The organism is Rhizobium sp. P1_E6, assembly GCF_056405875.1.
Map to the genome: position 1 here is coordinate 1 of NZ_JBFUBG010000253.1, position 1,693 is coordinate 1,693.

Consider the following 1,693-nt stretch of genomic DNA (forward strand, 5'->3'; position numbering starts at 1 on the left):
TAGGTCTCCGAAATCATCTTCTTGGCGTTACCCGCACCATCCCTCCAGACGATCACATCCGGCAGCCCGTAGCTTGCCCGGTCCAGCCGATAGGCGGTCGCCACCGTCGGCCGTGCCGTCTCGCCTGGCACCGCCGGCTTGGTTGCAACGATGCTACCGAAACCGAGGAACTTGCGGCCCGTTACGTCATACTTGCCGCTCGCGTAGGCATAGTCAGTCGTTGCTACCACGCCACGGCCGTCATTGACGGTCACTCGTGTCGCCGGATGCATGACGAAGGGCAGGTAGACGTTGGAGAAGCGCGTCGACGGCGTATAGTCGACCGAAACCGTCCCACCCGTCTCCAGCGTCACAGAGCGCAGCAGGTTCGGATTGCCCGAACCGGCATTGGAGATGACCGTGTCTGTCTGAGAGGCGACGAAGTCGGGCAGGCCGTCGCCATTGAAATCGCCGGACAGGCCCGAACCGCGGATGACGAAGGACGAGAGGACGAGGCTGTTGCTATATGGCCCGAATTGCAAGGCGTAGGTGCGCAAATCCTGGAACGGACTGGTGTTGTAGCGGTTCTTGGCGGCAAGAATGTCGGCACGGCCGTCATTATCCAAGTCTCGCAGGATCGGCGACCCGTCAAGGGCGAGCCCGCTGGCGACCTGGACGAAGCTGCGGCCGGTGCCGAGGTAGATGATGGCAGCATAGCTCGAACCGGATGGCGCTGCCCTGACAATATCGGTGGCGCCATCGCCGTTGATATCGGCAACGGCGCAATAGATGTTTGAACAATCGATGCCGGTGCTGACGGCATTCCAGGAACTGTTGACATAGGTGAGGGCTTCAAGCGTCTTGCCACGCATGATGCCCTGTCGGCCGTTGCCGCGGAAGTCCGCCACTCCGCGGATGTCGCTGCCGAGATTGAAGAGCTGATCGACGCCGTCGCCGTCCGGATCGACAGCGATATTCTTGGGCGTGTTCTGACTATCGTAGGTTTGGGGAAGGGCGCTGCAGACGGTTGCGTAGCTTCCAGAGCAGGTGGTCTTCGAGACATTTAATGATGCATCGACCGTCATGACGCCGCTGATGCGTTCGCGGATCTGCTGGCTGTCGGTGCTGTTATCGATACTGTAGGTAATCGGCACATCCTTCGTCGCCTTGCCTGATAGGAAGCGACCGGGAAAATACTGTGGGATCGGCGGGGCATAGAGTCCGCCGACGGGATATGAGCCCCTCGGAATTGCCGATGTCGATATGCCGGAAACAACGCCACTGGTGTTGAACTTGTTGACAGAGAACTCGTACAGGATACTGAAATAATCCCCGGTCCCCTCCGTTCGTACGATCGGCCCGTAAAACTCGTCCCTGCCGTCAAAGTCGAGGTCACCGACCTGGCGGGACAGGAAATAGCTGGTCACAGCATCTTCATTGGCCCCGAGCGCCGTCGAAAACTGGTTGGACATCCACGAATAGCTGTAATTGATATTGTCATAGGCCATCTGTCGGATGGTCTTATGGGTGCCTCCAACGATATTTAGAGCGGAATCGACGACCGCGTCACGACCGTAACGGTCGACGCGAACCAGTCGGGAGGTGTTAGAAAACGGTGCCTGATCATAGGAGAAGGTGTAACCGCCGCCGATGCCCTTCTCCGCAATGACACTATAATAGATCGTCTTCAGTCGATATGTCGTCCACGTAAGAC

At 58.4% G+C, this 1,693-nt stretch carries 1 protein-coding gene; it reads right to left on the reverse strand.

The features are described 5' to 3' along the window. The coding region (locus AC1D35_RS35935) for a toxin TcdB middle/N-terminal domain-containing protein (RefSeq protein ID WP_477942754.1) at positions 1–1,693 on the reverse strand (1,693 nt) is incomplete at both ends.